Annotated in this window: 20 protein-coding genes; 14 read left to right on the plus strand and 6 right to left on the minus strand. The window is 70.8% G+C overall.

Annotated elements, in window-relative coordinates:
• Window positions 1-63 precede the first annotated feature (63 nt).
• The 10 genes from pdhA to BLR02_RS01975 all read left to right on the plus strand — a co-directional run bounded on the left by pdhA (window position 64) and on the right by BLR02_RS01975 (window position 9,537).
• Window positions 64-1,089 carry a pyruvate dehydrogenase (acetyl-transferring) E1 component subunit alpha gene (pdhA, locus tag BLR02_RS01930; RefSeq protein WP_090560703.1) on the plus strand — a complete coding sequence of 342 codons (1,026 nt, stop codon included), beginning with the start codon at window positions 64-66 and terminating at the stop codon, window positions 1,087-1,089.
• 1 nt (window position 1,090) lies between these two features.
• The gene (locus BLR02_RS01935; RefSeq protein ID WP_090659963.1) at window positions 1,091-2,521 is read left to right on the plus strand and encodes a pyruvate dehydrogenase complex E1 component subunit beta; all 1,431 of its coding nucleotides are present in this window, start codon (window positions 1,091-1,093) and stop codon (window positions 2,519-2,521) included.
• 15 nt (window positions 2,522-2,536) lie between these two features.
• Window positions 2,537-3,922, plus strand: a complete 1,386-nt coding sequence (locus BLR02_RS01940) for a pyruvate dehydrogenase complex dihydrolipoamide acetyltransferase (protein ID WP_090659966.1) — start codon at window positions 2,537-2,539, stop codon at window positions 3,920-3,922.
• On the plus strand, window positions 3,922-4,413 hold the full coding sequence (locus BLR02_RS01945; RefSeq protein WP_090659969.1) for a GNAT family N-acetyltransferase: 492 nt from the start codon (window positions 3,922-3,924) through the stop codon (window positions 4,411-4,413). Before BLR02_RS01940 ends, BLR02_RS01945 begins: the two co-directional genes overlap by 1 nt.
• Before the next feature lie 3 nt (window positions 4,414-4,416).
• Window positions 4,417-5,820: a dihydrolipoyl dehydrogenase gene (gene lpdA, locus BLR02_RS01950; protein WP_090659972.1), complete on the plus strand. Its 1,404-nt coding sequence runs from the start codon at window positions 4,417-4,419 to the stop codon at window positions 5,818-5,820.
• 55 nt (window positions 5,821-5,875) lie between these two features.
• On the plus strand, window positions 5,876-6,862 hold the full coding sequence (lipA, locus tag BLR02_RS01955) for a lipoyl synthase (protein WP_090560708.1): 987 nt from the start codon (window positions 5,876-5,878) through the stop codon (window positions 6,860-6,862).
• Between the two features lie 5 nt (window positions 6,863-6,867).
• Window positions 6,868-7,332 (plus strand): type II toxin-antitoxin system RatA family toxin, encoded by a 465-nt coding sequence (locus BLR02_RS01960; RefSeq protein WP_090560709.1) that lies wholly within the window; start codon window positions 6,868-6,870, stop codon window positions 7,330-7,332.
• Window positions 7,333-7,405: 73 nt separating this feature from the next.
• Entirely contained in the window at window positions 7,406-8,029 is a 624-nt protein-coding gene (locus BLR02_RS01965; RefSeq protein ID WP_090659977.1) for a glutathione S-transferase family protein, read from the plus strand.
• A gap of 69 nt (window positions 8,030-8,098) precedes the next feature.
• A complete protein-coding gene (locus tag BLR02_RS01970) occupies window positions 8,099-9,163 on the plus strand; it encodes a threonine aldolase family protein (RefSeq protein ID WP_090560711.1) in 1,065 nt (354 codons plus the stop codon).
• Complete coding sequence (locus BLR02_RS01975; RefSeq protein ID WP_090560712.1) at window positions 9,160-9,537, plus strand: YraN family protein; 378 nt, start codon at window positions 9,160-9,162, stop codon at window positions 9,535-9,537. Before BLR02_RS01970 ends, BLR02_RS01975 begins: the two co-directional genes overlap by 4 nt.
• Window positions 9,538-9,543: 6 nt before the next feature.
• Here the strand turns inward: BLR02_RS01975 and BLR02_RS01980 are convergent, their stop codons facing one another.
• From BLR02_RS01980 to BLR02_RS01995, 4 genes are read right to left on the minus strand one after another with little or no spacing between them, the layout of a single operon-like run.
• Window positions 9,544-10,032 carry a CinA family protein gene (locus tag BLR02_RS01980; RefSeq protein WP_090659980.1) on the minus strand — a complete coding sequence of 163 codons (489 nt, stop codon included), beginning with the start codon at window positions 10,030-10,032 and terminating at the stop codon, window positions 9,544-9,546.
• Window positions 10,033-10,045: 13 nt separating this feature from the next.
• Entirely contained in the window at window positions 10,046-10,498 is a 453-nt protein-coding gene (locus BLR02_RS01985) for a phosphatidylglycerophosphatase A family protein (RefSeq protein WP_090560714.1), read from the minus strand.
• Window positions 10,498-11,346 (minus strand): alpha/beta fold hydrolase, encoded by an 849-nt coding sequence (locus tag BLR02_RS01990; RefSeq protein WP_176849331.1) that lies wholly within the window; start codon window positions 11,344-11,346, stop codon window positions 10,498-10,500. Before BLR02_RS01990 ends, BLR02_RS01985 begins: the two co-directional genes overlap by 1 nt.
• Window positions 11,343-13,322 carry a lytic transglycosylase domain-containing protein gene (locus BLR02_RS01995; protein ID WP_090659986.1) on the minus strand — a complete coding sequence of 660 codons (1,980 nt, stop codon included), beginning with the start codon at window positions 13,320-13,322 and terminating at the stop codon, window positions 11,343-11,345. Before BLR02_RS01995 ends, BLR02_RS01990 begins: the two co-directional genes overlap by 4 nt.
• A gap of 117 nt (window positions 13,323-13,439) precedes the next feature.
• Between BLR02_RS01995 and dapA the strand changes: the two genes are divergently transcribed.
• The 4 genes from dapA to BLR02_RS02015 all read left to right on the plus strand — a co-directional run bounded on the left by dapA (window position 13,440) and on the right by BLR02_RS02015 (window position 16,195).
• Window positions 13,440-14,318 carry a 4-hydroxy-tetrahydrodipicolinate synthase gene (gene dapA / locus BLR02_RS02000; protein ID WP_090560718.1) on the plus strand — a complete coding sequence of 293 codons (879 nt, stop codon included), beginning with the start codon at window positions 13,440-13,442 and terminating at the stop codon, window positions 14,316-14,318.
• Window positions 14,319-14,327: 9 nt separating this feature from the next.
• Complete coding sequence (gene smpB / locus BLR02_RS02005) at window positions 14,328-14,816, plus strand: SsrA-binding protein SmpB (RefSeq protein ID WP_090560719.1); 489 nt, start codon at window positions 14,328-14,330, stop codon at window positions 14,814-14,816.
• Between the two features lie 160 nt (window positions 14,817-14,976).
• Window positions 14,977-15,648: a sulfite oxidase-like oxidoreductase gene (locus BLR02_RS02010; RefSeq protein WP_090659990.1), complete on the plus strand. Its 672-nt coding sequence runs from the start codon at window positions 14,977-14,979 to the stop codon at window positions 15,646-15,648.
• Window positions 15,641-16,195: a glutathione peroxidase gene (locus BLR02_RS02015; protein WP_090659993.1), complete on the plus strand. Its 555-nt coding sequence runs from the start codon at window positions 15,641-15,643 to the stop codon at window positions 16,193-16,195. The genes BLR02_RS02010 and BLR02_RS02015 overlap by 8 nt, the downstream gene beginning before the upstream one ends.
• Here the strand turns inward: BLR02_RS02015 and acpS are convergent.
• Together acpS and BLR02_RS02025 are read right to left on the minus strand one after the other, a co-directional pair.
• Complete coding sequence (gene acpS / locus BLR02_RS02020) at window positions 16,179-16,589, minus strand: holo-ACP synthase (protein ID WP_090560722.1); 411 nt, start codon at window positions 16,587-16,589, stop codon at window positions 16,179-16,181. The genes BLR02_RS02015 and acpS overlap by 17 nt on opposite strands.
• Window positions 16,586-18,904 carry a RelA/SpoT family protein gene (locus BLR02_RS02025; protein ID WP_408735502.1) on the minus strand — a complete coding sequence of 773 codons (2,319 nt, stop codon included), beginning with the start codon at window positions 18,902-18,904 and terminating at the stop codon, window positions 16,586-16,588. Before BLR02_RS02025 ends, acpS begins: the two co-directional genes overlap by 4 nt.
• Window positions 18,905-18,910: the final 6 nt, after the last annotated feature.

The raw sequence follows: 18,910 nt of genomic DNA on the forward strand, positions 1-18,910 counted from the left end.
CGTCGGGGCATGGCGCGCGTAATTCCTGCCCTGTCGCAATCGTCAGGCAGGGGGAGGGTCCGCATGGCCCAGGCAGCGGAAGCCACAAGCGGCAAGCGCCGCGGGAAGGCGGCATCGGCGCCGCCGATGACGCGGGACCAGCTGCTCCAGGCCTATCGGGACATGCTCCTGATCCGGCGCTTCGAGGAGAAGGCCGGACAGCTCTACGGCATGGGGCTGATCGGCGGCTTCTGCCACCTCTATATCGGGCAGGAAGCGGTCGTCGTCGGCATGCAGGCCTGCCTCGAGCCGGGCGACCAGGTCATCACCTCCTACCGCGACCACGGCCATATGCTGGCGACGGGCATGGAGGCGCGCGGCGTCATGGCCGAGCTGACCGGGCGCATCGGCGGCTATTCCCACGGGAAGGGCGGCTCGATGCACATGTTCAGCCGCGAGAAGGGCTTCTTCGGCGGGCATGGCATCGTGGGCGCGCAGGTCTCGCTCGGCACCGGCCTTGCCTTCGCCAACTGGTACCGCGAATCGCGGAACGTCTCGCTGACCTATTTCGGCGAGGGCGCCTCGAACCAGGGCCAGGTCTTCGAGAGCTTCAACCTGGCGGCGCTGATGAAGCTGCCGGTGATCTTCATCATCGAGAACAACAAGTACGGCATGGGCACCAGCGTGGAGCGGGCCAGCGCCTCGCGCGACCTGTCGAAGAACGGCGCCCCCTGGGGCATCCCCGGCGAGCAGGTGAACGGCATGGATGTCATGGCGGTGAAGGAGGCGGGCGAGCGCGCGGCCGCCCACTGCCGCGCCGGGAACGGGCCCTACCTGCTGGAGATGAAGACCTACCGCTACCGCGGGCATTCGATGTCCGACCCGGCGAAGTACCGCACCCGCGAGGAGGTGCAGAAGATGCGCGAGCAATCGGACCCGATCGAGACCGCGCGCAAGCTGCTGCTCGAGCAGGGGCTCGACGAGGCGGCGCTGAAGACGATCGATGACGAGGTGAAGGCGATCGTCCAGGAGGCGGCCGACTTCGCGCAACAGAGCCCGGAGCCGCCGGAGAGCGAGCTCTGGACCGATGTCCTGCTGGAGGCGCGCTGAGATGGGTGTCGAGATCCTGATGCCGGCGCTCTCGCCCACCATGACGGAGGGCAAGCTGGCCCGCTGGTTGAAGAAGGAAGGCGATGCGGTGAAGTCCGGCGATGTGATCGCCGAGATCGAGACCGACAAGGCGACGATGGAGGTCGAGGCGGTCGATGAGGGGACGCTGACGAAGATCGTCGTGCCCGAGGGCACGGAGGGCGTCGCCGTCAACTCGCCGATCGCCGAGCTGGATGGCGGCGGCGCGGGCGGCTCGAAGGGCGCGGCGCCGGGGCATGACACCGCGATGCCGCAGCAGCCGGCCCCGCCGGCGGCCGCCAGCCCCGAGGTGGGCGAGGTGGCGAAGCAGGCCGAGGATTACGGCGCGGTCGCCCAGCGCGGGGCGGACCGGAAGGAAGGCGCCGCCAAGATGGGCGAGGCCGCGGCGGCGCCCGAGAAGGATTGGGGCCCGACCAAGCCGATGACGGTGCGCGAGGCGCTGCGCGACGCCATGGCGCTCGAGATGCGGGCCGATGACAAGGTCTTCCTGATGGGCGAGGAGGTCGCCCAGTACCAGGGCGCCTACAAGATCAGCCAGGGCCTGCTCGACGAGTTCGGGCCCCGGCGGGTGATCGACACGCCGATCACCGAGCATGGCTTCACCGGCATGGCGGTGGGCGCGGCCTTCACGGGGCTGAAGCCGATCGTCGAGTTCATGACCTTCAACTTCTCCATGCAGGCGATCGACCAGATCATCAATTCGGCCGCCAAGACGCTCTACATGTCGGGCGGCCAGCTCGGCTGCCCGATCGTCTTCCGCGGGCCGAACGGGGCGGCGGCGCGCGTCGCCGCGCAGCACAGCCAGTGCTATGCGAGCTGGTACGCGCATGTGCCCGGGCTGAAGGTGGTGGCGCCCTGGTCCTCGGCGGATGCCAAGGGGCTGCTGCGGGCGGCGATCCGCGACCCGAACCCGGTGATCGTGCTGGAGAACGAGATCCTCTACGGGCACAGCTTCGACTGTCCGACCGCTGACGACTTCATCGTGCCGATCGGCAAGGCGAAGGTCGAGCGCGCGGGCAAGGACGTCACCATCGTCGCCTATTCCATCGCCGTCACCTGGGCGATGCAGGCGGCGGAGGAGCTGGCGAAGCAGGGCATCGAGGCGGAGGTGATCAACCTGCGCTCCATCCGGCCGCTGGATGCGGAGACCATCGCCAACTCGGTGCGGAAGACGAACCGGCTGGTGACGGTCGAGGAGGGCTGGCCCTACGCCAATATCGGCACCGAGATCGCCATGCAGGTGATGGAGGCGGCCTTCGACTGGCTGGATGCGCCGCCGGTGCGCGTCTGCGGCAAGGACGTGCCGATGCCTTATGCCGCCAATCTGGAGAAGCTGGCGCTGCCGACGATCCCCGAGATCGTCGATGCGGCGAAGCGCGTGACGTACAAGTAAGGGGGGAGCGGGGAGATGGCGACCAACATCCTGATGCCTGCGCTCTCGCCGACCATGACGGAAGGCACGCTGGCGCGCTGGCTCAAGAAGGAAGGCGACCAGGTCAAGTCCGGCGACATCATCGCCGAGATCGAGACCGACAAGGCCACGATGGAAGTCGAGGCCGTGGACGAGGGCGTGCTCGGCAAGATCCTCGTCGCCGATGGCACCCAGGGCGTGAAGGTGAACGACACCATCGCGGTGCTGGTGGAGCCGGGCGAGAGCGTCGGCGATGCGCCGGCGCCGAAGCCGGCCGCCTCGGCGGGCAATGAGTCGCCCTCGGGGCCGGCGCTGGAGGCGGTGAAGGCGGATGGCGGCAAGGTGGCGGGGGCGGCGGAGCAGCCGATCGAGGCGCCGAAGCCGGCGGCCGCGCCGGCAGTTGCGCCCGCACCGAAGGCGCCTGTCGCCAATGGGCATGCGGAGGGGCAGGACCGGGTCTTCGCCTCGCCGCTGGCGCGACGGATGGCGCAGCAGGCGGGGCTCGACCTCGGCGGCATCAGTGGTAGCGGGCCCGCGGGGCGGATCGTCAAGGCGGATGTCGAGGCGGCGCTGAACCGGCCGAAGGCGGCGCCTGCGGCGCAGCCGGCGGCGGCACCCGCGGCGGCTCCGGCCCCCGCGGCCGCTCCGGCGCCCAAGGCGGCGGCACCCGCACCGGTCGTCACCCAGCCGCATACGCCGGTGCCGAACAGCACCATCCGCAAGGTCATTGCCCGGCGGCTGGCGGAATCGAAGCAGACCATCCCGCATTTCTACGTGACGATGGATTTCGAGATCGACGCGCTGCTGAAGCTGCGCGCCGACCTCAACGCCAAGTCGCCGAAGGAGGGGCCGGGGGCCTTCAAGCTCTCGGTCAACGACCTCGTCATCAAGGCGGTGGCGACCACGCTGCGGCGCTTCCCGAGCGTCAATGCCATGTGGACCGACGAGGCGATCCTGCAGTTCCACGACGTCGATATCTCGGTCGCCGTCTCGACGCCGACGGGGCTGATCACGCCGATCGTCAAGCAGGCGGACCGCAAGGGGCTCTCGGCGATCAGCAACGAGATGAAGGACCTGGCCAACCGGGCCAAGGCGAACAAGCTGAAGCCCGAGGAATTCCAGGGCGGCGGCTTCAGCATCTCGAACATGGGCATGTATGGCGTGCGGGACTTCAGCGCCATCATCAACCCGCCTCAGGCCGGCATCCTCGCGGTCGCGGCCGGCGAGCCCCGGCCGGTGGTGAAGAAGGGCGAGCTGGCGATCGCCACGGTGATGACCTGCACCCTCTCGGTCGATCACCGCGTCATCGACGGCGCGCTGGCGGCGGAGTTCATGCAGGCGCTGAAGGGCGTCATCGAGGATCCGCTGAGCCTGATGCTGTGATGCCGGCCGCGCTTCGGCTTCGGGATGCCGTGCCGGGCGATGAGGGGCTTGTGCTCCACTTCGTCCGGGCCTTGGCGGACTACGAGAAGCTGCTGCATGAGGTGACGGCGACGGAGGAGCATTTCCGCCGCCTTCTCTTCGAGGCGCCGCGCCGCGCCGAGGCGCTGATCGCCGAGTGGGAGGGCAGGCCGGTCGGCCTCGCTCTCTGGTTCTACAGCGTCTCCACCTTCGACGGCGAGCCAAGGCTCTATCTCGAGGATATCTTCGTCGAGCCGGGGCTGCGCGGGCGGGGGATCGGCCGGGCCATCTTCGGCGAGCTGGCGCGGCGGGCGCTCGCTGCCGGGTGTGGCCGGATGGAATGGTCGGTGCTCGACTGGAACGCGCCCTCCATCGCTTTCTACCGCTCCATCGGCGCCCTGCCGCGCGAGGGGTGGACCCTGCAACGGCTCAGCGGCACGGCGCTCCAGGCGCTGGCCGCGCGGGAGGACTGAACCATGGCCGAGACCCAGAATTTCGACCTCATCGTTCTCGGCGGTGGGCCGGGCGGCTATGTCGCCGCGATCCGTGCCACCCAGCTCGGGATGAAGACGGCGCTGGTGGAGCGCGAGCATCTCGGGGGCATCTGCCTCAACTGGGGCTGCATCCCGACCAAGGCGCTGCTGCGGTCGAGCGAGATCAACCACCTGCTCCACACGCTCGACGCCTATGGCTTCGCGGCCGACAATATCCGCTTCGACATCGGCAAGATCGTGAAGCGCAGCCGCGCCGTCGCCAACCAGCTCTCGGGCGGCGTCAAGCATCTGCTGCGCAAGAACAAGGTCACGGTCTTCGACGGGCAGGGCCGGCTCGCCGGCAAGGGCCGCATGTCGGTGACGAAGGACGGCAAGCCGGTGGCGGAGCTCGCCGCCAAGCACATCATCCTGGCGACCGGCGCGCGGGCGCGGACGCTGCCCGGCCTCGAGGCGGACGGCAAGCTCGTCTGGTCCTACAAGGAGGCGATGGTGCCGCCCTCGATGCCGAAATCGCTCATCGTCATCGGCTCGGGCGCGATCGGCTCGGAATTCGCCAGCTTCTACCTCAACCTGGGCGCCAAGGTGACGCTGGTCGAGGTGATGGACCGCGTCCTGCCGGTGGAGGATGCCGAGATCAGCGCCTTCGTCCGCAAGGCCTTCGAGAAGCAGGGCATGACGATCCTGACCGGCGCCAAGGTGCAGGGGCTGCGCAAGGGCGAGGACAGCGTCACCGCCGTGATCGAGGCGGGCGGCAAGGTGCAGGAGGTCACGGCCGACCGGGTGATCTCGGCGGTCGGCATCGTCGGCAATGTCGAGGATATCGGCCTCGAGGGAACGGGGGTGAAGGTCGAGCGCGCCCATGTGGTGGTCGACCAGTACTGCCGCACCGGGGAGCCGGGCATCTATGCCATCGGCGACCTCACCGGCGCGCCCTGGCTGGCGCACAAGGCGAGCCATGAGGGCATCCTCTGCGTCGAAACCATCGCCGGGGTGAAGGGCGTGCACCCGATGGAGGTGCTGAACATTCCGGGCTGCACCTATTGCCGGCCGCAGGTGGCGAGCGTCGGCCTCACCGAGGAGGCGGCGAAGAAGGCCGGGCATGAGCTGCGGGTCGGGCGCTTCCCCTTCATCGGCAATGGCAAGGCCATCGCCATGGGCGAGCCGGAAGGGCTCATCAAGACCATCTTCGACGCCAAGACCGGCGAGCTGCTGGGCGCCCATATGGTCGGGCCCGAGGTGACGGAGATGATCCAGGGCTACACCATCGCCAAGACCATGGAGACCACGGAGGAGGAGCTGATCCACAGCATCTTCCCCCATCCGACCATTTCCGAAGCGATGCATGAGGCGGTGCTTGATGCCTATGGCCGGGTGATCCACATGTAGGGCCTCCCCCGCCGCGAGGCGGGGGATTTACATCGCAGGCAGGTGCTTCAGGCTGATGGCGACCCGCATCGAGATCCGGCATTCCGAGGCGCCGCGCGAGACCGTGCGGCACCCGGAGAAAGTGGGCCGGCCGGACAACCCCATCCAGCGCAAGCCGAGCTGGATCCGGGTGAAGGCACCGAATCACCCGATCTACCATGAGACCCGGGCGCTGATGCGGGACCAGAAGCTGGTCACGGTCTGCGAGGAGGCTGCCTGCCCGAATATCGGCGAGTGCTGGTCGCAGCGCCACGCGACCATGATGATCATGGGCGAGACCTGCACCCGCGCCTGCGCCTTCTGCAACGTGGCGACAGGGCTGCCGAAGGCGCTCGACGCGGATGAGCCGCGGCGGGTGGCGGAGGCGGTGGCGACGCTCGGCCTCCGGCATGTGGTGATCACCAGCGTCGACCGGGACGACCTGGCGGATGGCGGGGCACGGCATTTCGCCGAGACCATCCGGGCCATCCGGGCGGCGACGCCGGAAACCACGATCGAGGTGCTGACGCCGGACTTCCTGCGGAAGGACGGGGCGCTGGAGGTGGTGGTCGAGGCGCGGCCGGATGTCTTCAACCACAATCTCGAGACGGTGCCGAAGCTCTACCCGAATATCCGCCCCGGGGCGCGTTACTACCATTCGCTCCGGCTGCTGGACGGGGTGAAGCGGCTGGACCCCACCATCTTCACCAAGTCGGGCCTGATGGTCGGGCTGGGGGAGGAGCGAGTGGAGGTTCTGCAGGTCATGGACGACATGCGGAGTGCCGAGGTCGATTTCCTCACCATCGGGCAGTACCTGCAGCCAAGCGTGAAGCATGCGGCCGTCGATCGCTTCGTGACGCCGGACGAGTTCGAGGATTACGCCCGGATGGCCCGCGCCAAGGGCTTCCTGCTGGTCTCGGCGACGCCGCTGACCCGCAGCAGCTACCATGCGGACCGGGATTTTGCGGCGTTGCGCACGGCGCGGGAACGACAGCTTGCCGCCCGCCTGGCCATGGCCACCTAAGCTTCATGCCGACCCATGCCGAGAGGCGCGTCCTGCGCTATACCCCGGAGCAGCTTTTCGCCCTGGTGGCGGATGTGCGGCGCTACCCTGAATTCCTGCCCTGGTGCGTTGGTGCCCGGGTGATCTCGCAGACGGAGGAGAAGCTGGTCGCCGACCTGACCATCGGCTTCAAGCTGTTCCGCGAGACCTTCCGCAGCGAGGTGCAGCTGGAACGCCCGCACGACATCCATGTGCAGTACATGAACGGGCCCTTCCGCTACCTCAACAACCACTGGAAGTTCGTGCCGCACCCGCACGGCACGCAGGTGGAGTTCTTCGTCGATTTCGAATTCCGCTCGCGGCTGCTGCAGGCCGTCATCGGCACCGTCTTCAACGAGGCGGTGCGGCTGATGGTGCGTGCCTTCGAGCGGCGGGCGATGCAGCTCTATGGCCGGCCGAGCGCGCAGCCGAGCCCGGTGCCGGCGGCGTAATCAGCGGCGCTGATCCGCGGCATCAGGTTTTTATGTTGGCAGGGGCCGGTCCGGGTGCGGCAGGCTCCGCGCCATGACCTACATCCTCTATGGCGACAAGGGGTCGGGCTCGGCCCCCGTGGAGATGGCGCTGGCCGAGATCGGCGCGCCGGTGGAGCTGCGGTCGGTGCCGCTCGAGGGCGACCATCAACTGGCCGAGGACTATCGCCGGATCAACCCGATGGGGCGCGTCCCGACGCTGATCCTGCCGGATGGTACCGTGGTGACGGAGAGCCTCGTCATCCTGCTCACCCTGGTGGACCGGCACCCCGAGGCCGGGCTGCTGCCGGCGCCGGGCGAGACCGGCCGGGCGGTGGCGCTGCGCTGGATGGCGCTGATCGCGGGCGAGTTCTACCCCTGCGTCACCCGGGGCGACTACCCCGAGCGGTTCAGCGCAGACCCATCCCATGCGCCGGCGATCCGCGCGCGGGCCTTCGAGATGGGGCGGGAGATCTGGCGGCTGGTGGAGGCGCAGGTGGCGCCGGCCCCGTTCCTGCTGGGCCGGCGGTTCTCGGTCGCCGATATCTACCTGGCCTTCGTCTCGCGCTGGATGGGTGGCCGGCAATGGATCCCGGCCAACTGCCCGAAGGTGGAGGCGCTGGCCCAGGCCGTTGCGGCGCGGCCGGCGATCGCACCGGTCTGGGCACGGCATATCTGACCCCAGCCGGGGTGTTGCCAGCGGCGCGTGGCGGTCGCAGGTTCGGGCGATCTGAGAGGGATTCCCGCCATGGTCCACGCCCCCGCCCGCCCGCCGGCCGGTGCCCCGCCCGTCCGCATCAACCTCTATTCCGATACCCAGACCCGCCCAAGCCCGGCGATGAAGGAGGCCATGATGCGCGCCGAGGTCGGCGACGAGCAGCATGGCGACGACCCGACCGTGCATGCGCTCTGCGACCGGATGGCGGCGCTGATGGGAAAGGAGGCGGCGATCTACCTGCCGTCGGGGACGATGTGCAACGTCATCGCCATCCTCACCCATTGCGGCAAGGGCGATGAGGTGGTGGCGCATGAGACGAGCCACATCCTCCATAGCGAGGGCGGCACCCATGCCGCGCTGACCGGGGTGCAGATCTACCCGCTGAAGGGCGCGCGGGGGCAGTTCACGGCCGATGATGTCCGCGCCGCGATCCGGCCGAAGACGCGCTATGCCCCGCCGCAGCGGCTGCTGGAGGTGGAGCAGACGGCGAATATCGGCGGCGGCACGATCTGGCCGCTGGCGCAGCTCAATGCCGTCGCCGATGTGGCGCATGGCGAGGGCTGGTCCACTCATATGGATGGCGCCCGGCTGATGAATGCCTGCGTCGCCGCCGGCATCGCGCCGCGCGAGATGGTGGCGCAGTACGACAGCGTCTGGCTCGACTTCACCAAGGGGCTCGGGGCGCCGCTGGGCGCGGTCCTGTGCGGGAGCGCCGAGTTCATCGGCCAGGCCTGGCGATGGAAGCAGCGGCTCGGCGGCTCCATGCGGCAGGCGGGTATCTGCGCTGCGGCCTGCCTCTACGCGCTCGACCATAATGTGGACCGTCTGGCCGAGGACCATGCCAATGCCAAGGCCCTGGCGCGGGGCCTGCGGCAGATCGAGGGCATCGTGGTGGAGGAGCCGGATACCAACCTCGTCTTCTTCGATGTCCGCGATACCGGCCTGACGGTGGAGGCGCTGCAGGCGCGGCTGGCGCTGCAGGGCATCGCGGTGAGCGGGCTCGGCGGGCGGGTGCGGGCCTGTACCCATCTCGACGTGACGGCGCCGATGATCGAGGAGGCGGTGGCGGCCATCCGGGCGGCGGTCAGCCGCTGAGCGAGGCCGGGCGGCGGCTCCGCGGCGGGCGGGCCGAGCTTGCCGGTCGCGGGGCCGAGGCCGCGGCGGAGGCGGCGCTGGCCGCCGCGGGCTGGCTGGTGCTCGGCCGGCGCGTGCGGACGGTGGCGGGGGAGATCGACCTCGTCGCCGAGCGCGAGGGGGTGTTGGCCTTCATCGAGGTGAAGGCGCGGCCGAGCCTGACGGAGGCGGCGGCCGCGCTGTTGCGGCGGCAGCGGGAGCGGCTGCTGCGGGCCGGCGAGTGCTGGCTGGCGGAGAATCCGGGCCGCGGCACGGCCGGCGTGCGCTTCGACCTGCTGCTGGTGGCGGCCGACGGGACGGTGCGGCGGATCGCGGATGCCTTCCGGCTGGAATAGGCCGGGCTATTCAGCCAGCCCGCGCGCCAATTCCAGCACCGCCGCCACCGTCGCGGCGCGGACCGCGGTGCGGTCGCCGGGGAAGACGCGGCGGAGCAGGGTGGTGCGGCCATCCCGCCGGGCGGCGCCCATATGCACGAGGCCGACCGGCTTGCCTGGCGTCGCGCCGCCCGGGCCGGCGATGCCCGTGCAGCTCACGGCGATGTCGGCGCCGCTGGCGCGGAGCGCGCCCTCGGCCATGCGGCGGGCAACGCTTTCGCTGACCGCGCCATAGCCCTCGATCACGCCCATGGGGATGCCGAGCATCGCCGCCTTGGCCTCGTTGGAATAGGTGACATAGCCCCGCGTCACCACGGCTGAGGAGCCGGGGATGGCGGTCAGCGCGGCGGCGATGAGGCCGCCGGTGCAGCTCTCGGCGGTGGCCAGGGTCAGGCCGCGTGCCTCGAGCAGGGCGAGGAGGGTGCGGGCGGCGTCGAGTGTCTCGTCGGGCAGCATCAGAGGGGCATCTTCATAGGGGCAGCTCCGGCCAGGTGAGGCGCAGCAGCAGGATCAGCCCGGCCACGATCGCGCCTGCCACGATATCGTCCAGCATCACGCCGAAGGCGCCGTGCTGCCGGTCCGCCCAGCCGACCGGGCCGGGCTTGTAGACATCGAAGAGCCGGAACAGCAGGAAGGCAAGGATGACGCCCCAGCCGGTCGGCTCCGTCGAGAGGGCAGCGAGCGCGAGGAGCTGGCCGGCGCCCTCATCCACCACCACCCATCCCGGATCGGCACCGCGGTCGGTGGCGAGGAGGCGGCCGACGGCCCAGGTGCCGGCGAGGGTCAGCGCGGCGGCGATCAGCAGGCAGGGGATCGGGCCGAGCAGCACCAGGGGCAGGACCAGGGCGGAGCCCCAGGTGCCGGGGGCGGGGCGCATCAGCCCGATGCCGCCCATGGTCGCCACGAAGCGGGGTGTGGTCATCACGCCAGCCGGGCCAGCCACCGGTCGAGGGCGGTGAGGCAGGGCGGCTCCAGCAGGGTCGGCGCATGGCCAATGCCGGGGAGGGAGACCAAGTCCATATCCGGCCGCGCCTCCCGCATGCGGTGGGCGGTCTCGGCGGAGAGGACGAGGCTCTCCTCGCCACGGATCAGCAGCAGCGGGATGCCGGGCAGGGCATGGAAGAGCGGCCAGAGCTCGGTCGGGCCGGCCTCGCGCGGCATGGCCTCAAGGATGCGGATGTCCCAGCGCGGGTGCAGGCGGCCGTCCGCGCCACGGGCATAGGTGGTCTCGGCGACGGCGCGCCAGCCCTGCTCGGGGATGCCGAGCGGTGGCAGGATCCGGCGCAGGAAGGCGGCGGCATCCTCGATGCTGGCGAAGGCGGGGTCACGGCCGATGAAGTCGCGGACGGCATCGAGGCCGAGCGGCTCGAGGCGGGGGCCGGTATCGTTCAGGGCGAGGGCAGCGAGCGCGCCCGGCCGCAGCAGGCCGAGCGCCATGCCGAGGATGCCGCCGAAGCTGGTGCCGAGCAGGGCGACGCGGTGGAGGTGGAGCGCCGCCATCGCGTCCAGCAGGTCGCGGATGGCGACCTCCACCCGGTAGCGGGCCGGGTCGGCGGCGCGGCCGCTCTCGCCATGGCCGGCATAGTCGAGGGCGACGACGCGGCGGCGGCCGCGGTGGCGGAGGCCGATGGCGGTGAAGTCGAGCGCGGTACGGGCGATTCCCGGCAGGCAGAGCAGCGGCACGGCGGCCGGGTCGCCCGGCCATTCGAGGGCGGAGAGGCGCAGGCCGTCGCGGGCGCTGAAGGCGATGCGGCGCGGCAGGGCGCTCACGCCGCGAGCCAGCGCGTCATCGGGTGCGGCTGGCCAACGGCCGCGGCGTCGCGGGCGCGGTAGATCGCCATGTTCTCGATCACCCGCTGCACATAGTTGCGGGTCTCGGCGAAGGGGATGAGCTCCATCCAGTCGAGCATCGCGATGACGCCGCTGCGCGGGTCGCCGAAGGTGCCGATCCATTCATCCACCCGGCCGGGACCGGCATTGTAGCCGGCGATGGCGAAGGGGAGGGTGCCGCCGAACCGCTCCAGCAGCTGGGCGAGGTAGCCGGCACCGAGGCGCATGTTCATCGCCGGGTCGGTGGTGAGCATGCCTGGCGTGTAGGGCAGGCCAAGGCGGCGGGCGACCTGCTGCGCCGTGCCGGGGAGGAGCTGCATCAGCCCGCGCGCATTGGCGGAGGAGACGGCCTCCGGGTCGAAATTGCTCTCCTGGCGGGTGATGGCATAGGTGAGCGCCGGCTCCGGCCCCTCGGCGGGGGCCGGGTAGGGCGTCGGCCAGCCATCGGCGAGCAGCATCAGCCCGGTGGCGCCGGCGCGGCGGGCGACCCAGACGGCATGGTCCGGCCGGCCGATGCGGGTGCCGAGCTGGGCGGCGAGCACGCGCTCGGCCGGGTCCGTGGCGCCCTCCTCGATGCGGAGGAGGATGGTGCGGGCGCGCCGGGTCTCGCCGATATCGGCGAGCGCGAGGACGAGGCGGGCCAGCTCCCGTTCCTGGAAGGCGGTGGCCTGGCGGGTGGAGGGGGCGGGGGCCGGGGTGCGGGCGATGCGGGCGGAGAGGGCGGCACCATCCTCCCCAAGCGCCAGGGCCGCGAGCTGGCCGTAGAAGGTCACGGGGAATTCGGCGGCGGCGGCATAGCGCTGGCGGGCGGTGGCGGTGTCGCCCCGGGCGGCCAGCGCCCGGCCCTGCCAGTAGAGGGCGCGCGCGCGGGTGATGACGCTGCGGCTGCCCTCGGAGAGCAGCAGGAAGTGGCGCTCGGCGGAGGCGGCATCCTCCAGCCGCCGCAGGGCGATGAAGCCGGCCAGGAATTCGGCCTCCTGCCGTGGCTCGCCGGGGACTTCGATGCCATGGCGGGCGGCGACGGCATAGGCGGTGCGGGCATCGCCGAGGCGGATCAGCTTGCGGGCGAGCAATTGCCGCTCGGGCCAGGCGGCGCGGGCGATCTCGGGCGAGGGGGCGGGGCTCGTCGCCCAGCAGGCGGCGGCCTCGGCATCGCGGTCACGGCGGCGGAGCCAGCGGGCGCGCTCGAAGGCGAGTGCCGCGTCGCTGGCGGCCGCGGTGGCGAGGGCGGGGAGATCGGCATCCGCCCCATCGGCCGCATAGGCGAGGCGGGCGGCGGCGATACCCTGCCGGGCCGGGTCGAGATAGGCGAGGCTGCGGCCGGCGCCGGCGGCGTCGCGGGCCAGGGCAAGGCGGTTGAAGCGCTGCCAATGGTGCTCGGGCGTCAGGCTGGCGGCGTTGCGGTCGAGATAGGCGGGCTCGGCGAGCGGGTCGGCCAGGGCCTCCTGCCAGCCGACGCGGATGATCTTCGCCGCCTCCTCGCCGCGGCCGGCACGGGCGAGGGCATCGGCGAGGCGCTGGTAGCCCTCGAGGCCGCGGGGCGTGCGGGCGGCGAAGTATTCGGCGGTGAGGGTGTCGTTCGGGTCGAGGGCCAGCGCCTCCTCGGCGCGGCGGGAGAGGGCGTCCTGGGCCGGCCAGTCCGGATTGGCCAGGGTGAAGGCGACGATCTCCGGCGCGCCGGCCCCGCTGCCGCGGGACTGCAGCCGCATCCAGGTGACGAGCTTGCGGATCAGCGGGTCGGCCGATTGCGCGGCGGCATCGGCCTCGGCCCATCGCTGGGCATTGGCGAGGGCCATGGCCTGGCGGCCGGCGGCGCGCAGGGCCTCGGCCCCACCGGGGGCGGTCTGGGCGAGGGCGGGTGGCCAGGGAGCCATGGCGAGCATGGCGGGCAGGGCGAGGACGGTGCGGCGGCGCATCGGCGGCTTGTAGCCGATCCGCCCCGCCGCTGTCCCGCGCGGCCTTGTTCCTGTGGCCACTGACCACTAGGCTCCGCCATCCGCCAGCATGCGGGAACGACACGGAGGGAATGGGTCATGTTCAGGGGATCGATGGTCGCGCTGATTACGCCGATGCGCAGCGATGGCTCCCTGGACGAGAAAGCCTTCCAGGAGCTGGTGGAGTGGCAGATCAGCGAGGGCACCGAGGGGCTGGTCCCCGTCGGCACTACGGGCGAGAGCCCGACCCTGTCGCATGCCGAGCACAAGCGGGTGGTCGAGCTCTGCGTCGAGGTGGCGCGTGGCCGGGTACCGGTGATCGCCGGCGCGGGCAGCAACAGCACCGCCGAGGCGGTGGACTTCGCCCGGCACGCCAAGGAGGCCGGGGCCGATGCCACGCTGGTGGTGACGCCCTACTACAACAAGCCGACGCAGGAGGGGATGTACCTGCATTTCAAGGCGGTGGCCGATGCCGCCGACCTGCCGCTCTTCATCTACAACATCCCGCCGCGCAGCGTGATCGACATGAGCGTCGAGACCATGGCGCGGCTGGCACGGCACCCGAATATCGTCGGCGTGAAGGATGCGACGGCCAACCTGGCGCGGCCGCTGCACACCCGGCGGGCCTGCGGGGCGGATTTCATCCAGCTCAGCGGCGAGGACCATACGGCGCTGTCCTTCAATGCGGCCGGCGGCACCGGCTGCATCAGCGTCACCGCCAATGTGGCCCCCCGGCTCTGCGCCGAGATGCAGAAGGCCTGGCGCGAGGGGCGGACCGACGAGGCGATGGGCATCCAGGACCGGCTGGTGCCGCTGCATGACGCGCTCTTCGCCGAGACCTCGCCGGGGCCGGTGAAGTATGCCGCGAGCCTGCTCGGCAAGGGCAGCGACCATTGCCGCCTGCCGATGGCGCCGGTCTCCGAGCCGGTGCGGAAGCGGGTGCGGGAGGCCATGGTATCGGTGGGCCTCCTCAACTAGATATGCCCCATGGCAGAGAAGAAGACGAAGAAGGGGCTGATCTCGCACGGTATCGCCTCGCAGAACCGGCGGGCGCGCTACGACTACACGATCGGTGAGACGATCGAGGCGGGCCTGGCGCTGGTCGGGCCGGAGGTGAAGTCGCTCCGCGCCGGGCGGGCGACGCTCGCCGAGGCCTGGGCGGGTGAGCGCGATGGCGAGATGTGGCTGTTCAACTGCACCATCCCGGAATGGCAGGCGGGCAGCACCGTTGCGCGCTTCGAGCCGACGCGGCCGCGGAAGCTCCTGCTGCACCGCAAGCAGGTGCAGGAGTTGATCGGCAATATCGCGCGCGAGGGGGCGACCATCGTGCCGATGCAGATCCATTTCAACGAGAAGGGCCGGGCCAAGGTGCTGCTCGGCGTGGCCGAGGGCCGCAAGAAGCACGACAAGCGCCACGCCATCGCCGAGCGCGACTGGGCGCGGGACAAGGCGCGGCTGATGCGGGCCAGGGGCTAGAGCGGTTTCCGTTCGCAGTGGCTCACGGACCCCGCTCTAGCTTATTGTTTGATTGAGCAAATTACTCCGATCAGGTGATTCCACCTGATCGGAGTTTGCTCTGGCCCGGCCCCTTGCATCCGCCGCCGCTGCCGATACCTAGGGGCAGCAGGAGAATGCCATGGCCGAGGACGACGACATCCCCCTGACCGGCGGCATCCGCCAGAAGCTGGTGGACACCAAGCAGGCCTGGGCCCGCGACGGCCGCCTGCTGACCGGCACCCCGGGCGACCCGACGCGGGACCGGCTGCCGCCGGGCCAGACCCTGGTGAGGGATTGGCCGGTGCTCGATCTCGGCGTGCAGCCGGATGTGGCGCCGGACCGCTGGCGGCTGCGGGTGGAGGGGCTGGTGCAGGCGCCGGTGCGGCTGACCCTGCCCGAATTCATGGCCCTGCCGCAGACCGAGCTGGTCAACGACATCCACTGCGTGACGCAGTGGAGCCGCTATGACAACCATTGGCAGGGCGTCCGCGCACGCGACCTGATCGCAATGGCGCGGCCGAAGGACGAGGCGCGCTTCGTCGCCTTCACCTCCTATGACGGCTACACCACCAATGTGCCGCTGGCGGAGTTCGTCCGCGACGAGGTGCTGCTGGCCCATAGCTGGGAGGGCGAGCCGATCTCGCGCCAGCATGGCGGGCCGGTGCGCGTGGTGCTGCCGCGGCTCTATTTCTGGAAAAGCCCCAAATGGGTGACGCGCATCGAGCTGCTGCGCGAGGACCGGCCGGGTTTCTGGGAAGTCCGCGGCTATCACAACAACGGCGACCCCTGGCTGGAGGAGCGTTATGGCTGAGCTCACCCGGCGAGCGGCGCTGGCGCTGGCGGGGCTCGGCATGACGGGCGCGGCCGGCGCGGCGGAGGCGAGTGCCTTCGACTTCCGCCTGGAGGCGATCGAGGGCGGGCCGCTCGACCTCGGGGGCTTCCGCGGGCGGCCGATGCTGGTGGTGAACACGGCGAGCTTCTGCGGCTTCACCCCGCAATATGCCGGGTTGCAGAAGCTCCACGACCGGTTCTCGGCACGGGGGCTGGTGGTGCTCGGCGTGCCCTCGAACGACTTCAACCAGGAAAGCGCCGATGCGGGGACCATCAAGCGGTTCTGCGAGGCGAATTACGACGTCACCTTCCCGATGACCATGCCCGTCCATGTACGGGGCACGCAGGCGGTGCCGCTCTTCGGCTTCCTCGCCGCGCGCGGGGGCGGGGCGCCGCGGTGGAATTTCCACAAATACCTGGTGGCGCGGGATGGGCGGCGGGTGCAGGGCTTCCCGACCGCGACGGAGCCGGACGCGCCGGCGCTGCTGCGGGCGGTGGAGGCGGCGCTGGCTACTCCGCCAGCCTGACCGCCGAGATGATCACCACCGCGCTGGCATAGGGGTATTCGTCCGTCATGGTCAGCGCCACCTCCGCCCGGTGGCCGGGCGGGGTGATGGCGGCGAGGCGCTCGGCGGCGCCGCCGGTCATCTGCAGGGTCGGCTGGCCGCTGCGGAGGTTGACCACGCCGAGGTCGCGGAAGAAGACGCCGGCGCGGAAGCCGGTGCCGAGCGCCTTGGAGGCCGCCTCCTTCGCCGCGAAGCGCTTGGCATAGGTGCTGGCGCGCAGCTTCTCGGTGCGGCGCTCGGCCTTGGCGCGCTCGACCTCGGTGAAGACGCGCTCGAGGAAGCGGTCGCCATGGCGGGCGATGGTCTGCTCGATGCGCCGGATATCGACGACATCATTGCCGAGGCCAAGAATCATCCGCGGGCACGCTCCACCCGGAGGTTGTCGGCAGGCGCCCGCAGGGCCCCCATGATGCGCTCCAGGTGGCGGAGGTCGCGCACCTCGACATCGAGGGCGATCTCGCAGCTCTCCGGGTCGCGGTGGTTCACCTTGAGCCCGGCCAGGATGCCGTCCTGCTGGGCGACGGTCTCGGTCAGGGCGGCGAGCGCCGAGGGCTTGTTGCGCGTCTCGACGATGATGCGGCCGACATGGTGGCCGATCGCGCCCTCGTCCCAGTCGATATCGAGGAAGCGCTCCGGCGCGGCGGCGAAATTCTGCAGGCTGGGGCAATCCGTGGCGTGGATGGTGACGCCCTTGCCCGTGGTGACGATGCCGAGGATGCGCTCGCCCGGCAGCGGGTGGCAGCAGCCGGCGAAATGGTAGGGCATGCCGCTGACGAGGCCGGTGACGGGCATGCCGGCCGGGGCCTGGCTGCGGGCGGCGCCGGGGCGGTCGATCCGGCCGAGCAGGGGACCGGCGCCAAGCCGGCCGCGTGGGCGGGCCAGCGGCAGCGGGTCGGCGATGCGGGGCGGTGTGCGGAGTTCCGGCACCGCCGCCTGCACCACATCGCGGGCGGAGAGGGAGCCGGAGCCGACGAGGAGATAGAGCTCGTTCAGCCCGGGCTGCTTCAGCGCCTTGAGCGCGCCTTCCAGCAGCTTCTCGGAGAAATCGAGCCCCTCCTGGCGGAAGGCCTTGGTAATGGCGGCGCGGCCGCTTTCCTGGTTCTCCTCGCGCTGCCGGGCATGGACGAAGCGGCGGATGCGGGCCCGCGCCTTGCCGGTGACGACGAAGCGTTCCCAGGCCGGGTTGGGCTGGCCGCCGCGGGCGGTGATGATCTCGACCTGGTCGCCATTCTCCAGCATGTGCCGGAGCGGGACGATCTTGCCGTTGACCTTGGCGCCGACGCAGGTGTCGCCGACCTGGCTATGGACCTCATAGGCGAAATCGACGGGTGTCGCGCCGCGCGGCAGCTCGATCAGGTCGCCCTTGGGGGAGAAGCAGAAGACCAGCTCGCGATGCAGCTCGAGCTTGGTGTCGTCGAGGAATTCCTGGACGCCCTCGGCATTCTCCAGGATGTCGAGCAGGGCGCGGACCCAGGGGTAGCGCTTGCGCGCCGTGCCGCCGGCGGTCTCGGGGCCCTGCTTGTAGATCCAGTGGGCGGCGACGCCGAATTCGGCGACCTCGTGCATCTCCCGCGTGCGGATCTGCACCTCGATCTTGGCGTTGCGCCGCTCCGGCACCGTGACGCCCGTGTGGAGCGACTGGTAGCCGTTGGTCTTCGGGGTCGAGATGTAGTCCTTGAAGCGGCCGGGGACGACACGATAGGCGTCATGCACCGCGCCGAGCGCGACGTAGCAGGCGGCGCGGTCCTCGACGATGACGCGGAAGGCCATGACATCCGAGAGCGCCTCGAAGGCCACGTTCTTCTTCTGCATCTTCAGCCAGATGGAATAGGGCGATTTCTCCCGCCCCATGACGTCGAGCGCCGAGACGCCGTGGCGGGCGAGGACGCGCTTGAGGTCCTGCTCGATCTCGCGGATCAGGTCGGCGCCCTGGCCCCGCAGGAAGGTGAGGCGGGCGGCGATGGTCTGCCGCGCCTCCGGGTGCAGCGCCTGGAAGGAGAGCGTCTCGAGCTCGGTCTTCAGCGCATCCATGCCGATGCGCTCGGCGAGCGGGGCGAAGATCTCGAGCGTCTCGCGCGCCGTCTTCTGCCGCCGCGCCTGCTGCGGGACGAAATGCAGCGTCCGCATGTTATGCAGCCGGTCCGCGAGCTTGACGAGGAGGACGCGGATATCCTCGCTCATGGCGAGGACCAGCTTGCGGAGATTCTCCGCCTGCTTGGTGCGTTCCGACTGCAGCTCGATCCGCGTCAGCTTGGTGACGCCATCGACGAGGCGGGCCACATCGGGGCCGAAGCGGCGCTCGATCTCCTTCAGCCCGACCGCCGTGTCCTCGGCGACGTCGTGCAGCAGGGCCGTGGCGATGGTGGCGCTGTCGAGCCGGTAATCGGCGAGGATGCCGGCGACGGCCAGCGGGTGGGTGATGTAGGGGTCGCCGTTGTCGCGCCGCTGCGTGGCATGCGCCTCGGCGGCGAGCTGGCCGGCGCGGGTGATCAGCCCGATATCGGCCCGCGGGTCATAGGCGAGGACGCGCTCGGCGAGCACCGCTGCCTCGGCATAGCCGGGAGGCAGGGTGGGATTGGCGATCGTGGTCGTGCTGGCGGTACCGGTGGCCGGGCCTTCGGGGGCGCGCGGCACCGGGGCGAAAGCGGGCCCGGTGTCGCGCTCGGTCAAAGGCGG

It is taken from the genome of Belnapia rosea (assembly GCF_900101615.1).
GTDB lineage: Bacteria > Pseudomonadota > Alphaproteobacteria > Acetobacterales > Acetobacteraceae > Belnapia > Belnapia rosea.